General features: G+C 70.4%; 3 protein-coding genes and 1 pseudogene. 3 read left to right on the top strand and 1 reads right to left on the bottom strand.

Annotation, left to right across the window (positions count from 1 at the left end):
* Positions 1-324: 324 nt before the first annotated feature.
* The 3 genes from AB0H32_RS47305 to AB0H32_RS47295 all read left to right on the top strand — a co-directional run bounded on the left by AB0H32_RS47305 (position 325) and on the right by AB0H32_RS47295 (position 3,339).
* The gene (locus AB0H32_RS47305) at positions 325-540 is read left to right on the top strand and encodes a DUF1330 domain-containing protein (protein ID WP_361135624.1); all 216 of its coding nucleotides are present in this window, start codon (positions 325-327) and stop codon (positions 538-540) included.
* A 169-nt stretch (positions 541-709) separates the two neighbouring features.
* The gene (locus AB0H32_RS47300; RefSeq protein ID WP_361135621.1) at positions 710-1,480 is read left to right on the top strand and encodes an SDR family oxidoreductase; all 771 of its coding nucleotides are present in this window, start codon (positions 710-712) and stop codon (positions 1,478-1,480) included.
* A 62-nt stretch (positions 1,481-1,542) separates the two neighbouring features.
* Positions 1,543-3,339, top strand: coding sequence for an acyl-CoA dehydrogenase (locus AB0H32_RS47295; RefSeq protein ID WP_361135619.1), 1,797 nt, complete (start codon positions 1,543-1,545; stop codon positions 3,337-3,339).
* A gap of 400 nt (positions 3,340-3,739) precedes the next feature.
* Here the strand turns inward: AB0H32_RS47295 and AB0H32_RS47290 are convergent.
* Positions 3,740-3,859 (bottom strand): annotated as a pseudogene (locus AB0H32_RS47290) (IS5/IS1182 family transposase); the annotation flags it as partial.

Raw genomic sequence — 3,859 nt, 5'->3', positions numbered from 1 at the left:
TTTGGGGGCCGCCGCCCGCCCCTCCGCCACGTGGGGCGGGCGCGAACCGGTGCACCGGCCGCCCGGGGCCTCCGTGGGCGGCCCCGGCGGGTGAACGGCGCCGGCACCCGCCGGCTTCGCGTGGGGTACCGGCAGCACCCCCGCCCTCACCCGGCACATCAGCCTCGGCGACGACCAGACCCGCACCAAGTCCACGGCCGCCCCGTCCGCGACCGCCCACGGAAGCGCCGACACCACGCAGAGCAACACCCTCGCCAGGCCCGAGCCAGGACGAGTGGATCGTCGGCCGCGGCCAGGCGGGCGAGGCGGGAGCGCTGCTCGCCAATGCCGCGGCATCCGTCACGACGGCCGCCTGGCGGGCGGACGGGCAGGCCCGACGTCGCGGAGGGGTGGTGGGACCACGCCAAGATCATCATCATGCCCTTCAAGGATCGGGCTGCTTTTGATGCATGGGCCCACTCTCCCGAGTATCAGGAGACCTCCAAGGACCGCACTGCCGCCACTGACGGAGTCGTGCCGGTCGCCCCGGGTGTCGGGTGAGGCCGACGCCCTTGAGGGACCCGCTGCCGGTCCGCTCCGCCACCGTCGGGGCGCGGAGGCACGGACGGCGTTCCACGGACGCATGGACAGCAGCTAAGCGACTGCTTAGTATCTGGTTTGGGGCGGGGAACAGCCTGCCCGTGCCGCCCCTCCCCCTCAGGAGTCCACCGTGATCCCACTGTTCTCCCTCACCGGCAAAACCGCCCTCGTGACCGGCGGATCCCGCGGCATCGGCCTGATGATCGCCCGGGGCCTGACCGAAGCGGGAGCCAAGGTCTACGTCAGCTCCCGCAAGGCGGAAGCCTGCGAGGAAGCCGTGCGCGGGCTCTCCGGTCCCGGCCAGGCGGTCGCGCTGCCCGCCGACCTGTCGCGCGAGGAGGAGTGTCACCGACTCGCCGCAGACATCGGCGAGCGGGAGGAGCGGCTGCACATCCTGGTGAACAACGCCGGCGCCACCTGGGGTGCGCCCCTGGACGAGTTCCCGGTCAGCGGCTGGGACAAGGTGATGGACCTCAACCTGCGCAGCCCCTTCCTGCTCACCCAAGCCCTCCTGCCGAAGCTGCGCGCCGGCGGGTCGACGCAGGACCCTGCGCGGATCATCAACGTCGGATCCATCGACGGCCTGCACGTCAGCCCGGTCCCGGCCTACTCCTACGCGGCCAGCAAGGCGGGCCTGCACCACCTCACCCGCGTGCTGGCCAAGGAGCTCGGGCCACAGGGCATCACGGTGAACGCCATCGCGCCCGGCCCCTTCGAGTCGAAGATGATGGCCGCGACCCTGGACGCCATGGGCGAGGCGATCGCACAGGCGGCTCCGCTGCGCCGGATCGGGCGGCCGGACGACATGGCCGGCGTCGCCGTCTATCTCGCCAGCCGTGCGGGCGCCTACGTCACCGGCGCCGTCATACCCGTCGACGGCGGCCTCGGCACCACGGTCTGACCGGCCGACGACAGCTCCACTCCCCCTCGCACAAGCAACCCGAACCCGAGAAGAAGAGGACCATGGCCTCCCTCCTGCTCTCCCGCCGAGACCTCGACTTCCTGCTGCACGAGTGGCTCGACGTTGAATCCCTGACCGCGCGCCCCCGCTTCGCCGACCACTCGCGCGAAACCTTCGACGCGGTACTGGACCTCAGCGAGACGATCGCCGCCCGGCACTTCGCCCCGCACAACAAGAAGAACGACGCCCAGGAGCCGCACTTCGACGGCGAGCGGGTCCACATCATCCCCGAAGTCGAAGAGGCCCTGAAGGTCTTCGCCGGCGCCGGGCTGATCGGCGGGGGCATGGACCACGAGGTGGGCGGCATGCAGTTGCCCAGCGTGGTGGCCAACGCCTGCTTCGCCTGGTTCCAGGCAGCCAACGTGGGAACGGCCGCCTACCCCTTCCTCACCATCGGCAACGCAAACCTGCTGCTGGCCCACGGCACCCCCGGCCAGATCGACACCTATGTCCGCCCGATGGTCGAGGGCCGCTTCTCCGGGACCATGTGCCTGTCGGAGCCACAGGCCGGCTCCTCTCTGGCTGATGTGCGCACCCGCGCGGAACAGGCCGACGACGGCACCTACCGCCTGTTCGGCAACAAGATGTGGATCTCGGGCGGCGACCACGAACTGACGGAGAACATCGTCCACCTGGTCCTGGCCAGGATCCCCGGCGGCCCGCCCGGGGTGAAGGGACTCTCGCTCTTCATCGTCCCCAAGGTCCTGGTGGGGGCCGACGGGACGCTCGGCGAGCGCAACGACGTCGCCCTGGCCGGCCTCAATCACAAGATGGGGTACCGAGGGACGACCAACACGCTGCTGAACTTCGGTGAGGGCGCCTTCCGGCCCGGCGGGGCCCCCGGTGCCGTCGGCTTCCTGGTCGGGGAGCCCCACCACGGACTGTCCTACATGTTCCACATGATGAACGAGGCCCGCATCGGTGTCGGACTCGGGTCCACAGCGCTCGGTTACACCGGCTACCTGCACGCCCTGGACTACGCGCGCACCCGCCCCCAGGGCCGCCCGCTCATGGCCAGGGACGCCACCACCCCCCAGATCCCGATCGTCGGGCATCCCGATGTCCGGCGCATGCTCCTCGCCCAGAAGTCGTACGCCGAAGGCTCGCTGGCTCTCATCCTGTACTGCGGGCGGCTGCTGGACGACGAGCGCACCGCCCCGACGGCCGACGAGCGAGCCAGCGCCCGGCTTCTGCTGGACATGCTCACCCCGATCGCCAAGAGCTGGCCCTCCCAGTGGTGCCTGGAGGCCAACAACCTTGCCATCCAGGTCCACGGCGGCTACGGCTACACCCGCGAGTACAACGTCGAGCAGTTCTACCGGGACAACCGCCTCAACCCCATCCACGAAGGGACGCACGGCGTCCACGGCCTCGACCTGCTGGGCCGGAAGGTCGTCATGGACGGCGGCGCGGGGCTCCGCCTGCTCATCGAGACCGTCTCCATGACGACCGCCCGCGCGGCGGCCGCCGACACCCAGGTCGCCGGCTTCGGACGGCAGCTGGACGCCTCCGTCGCCCGCGTCGCCGCCGTGACACGGCGCCTGTGGGAGGCCGGGGACGCCGAGACCGCCCTCGCCAACGCCTCGGTCTATCTGGAGGCCGTGGGACACGTCGTGGTTGCCTGGATGTGGCTGGAACAGATGCTGGCCGCCGGCGGACGCAGCGGCGCCTTCTACGAGGGCAAGCGCCGGGCGGGCCAATACTTCTTCCGGTACGAACTGCCCAGGACAGAGGCGCAGTTCGCGCTGCTGGAAAGCCTCGACCGCACCACCCTCGACATGCCCGCGGACTGCTTCTGACCTTGTCCCATCTTCCAAGCGTGGGTCTGAGCCGGTCATTCGTAAGATCGGCGGACCCAGGGATTGTGGTATGGCGGTGAGCCTGTCGCCGTTGGACGGCTCGGCCGTGGTGTGCGGCAGTGTGGGCACCTCACCGCGCTGGGCGCCCGCACGCACAACGCGCTCTGGAACCTCTCCGGGACCACCCGCCGCGAGAGGTGCCCACACTGCTCGCCGCCTGGCACGGAGTCGTCTACGGCCAAGTCGTCGGGCGCGACAACGTCATCCTCGATGCATCGCCCGGCAAGGACCGTGGAACCTACGAAGAGGGATACCCGACCACGGTGAACGAGTGCGGGAGCCTGGACCAGGATCTGACGGTGTACCCGGCGACCGGTAGACACCGCCGCCCCGCCGCCTCGTCGTGGCGGTTCGCTCCGGCCATGACTGCCGAGCGGGATTCCGTAACCATCCGTCATGCCCAAGCGCTTCAGACCCCGTTTGCCCCGGTCGACCGGTGAGCGTCCAGCGGCCTCGCCGC

Source organism: Streptomyces sp. NPDC020362, from assembly GCF_040642095.1.
In the GTDB taxonomy this organism is placed as follows: domain Bacteria; phylum Actinomycetota; class Actinomycetes; order Streptomycetales; family Streptomycetaceae; genus Streptomyces.
This window is presented reverse-complemented; position numbering and strand designations above follow the sequence as displayed.

What these genes read in the sequence shown, in the direction of transcription:
- AB0H32_RS47305 (WP_361135624.1), top strand. Translation starts at nt 325, where the DNA reads ATGCCGCGGCATCCGTCACGACGGCCGCCTGGCGGGCGGACGGGCAGG.
- AB0H32_RS47295 (WP_361135619.1), top strand. Translation starts at nt 1,543, where the DNA reads ATGGCCTCCCTCCTGCTCTCCCGCCGAGACCTCGACTTCCTGCTGCAC.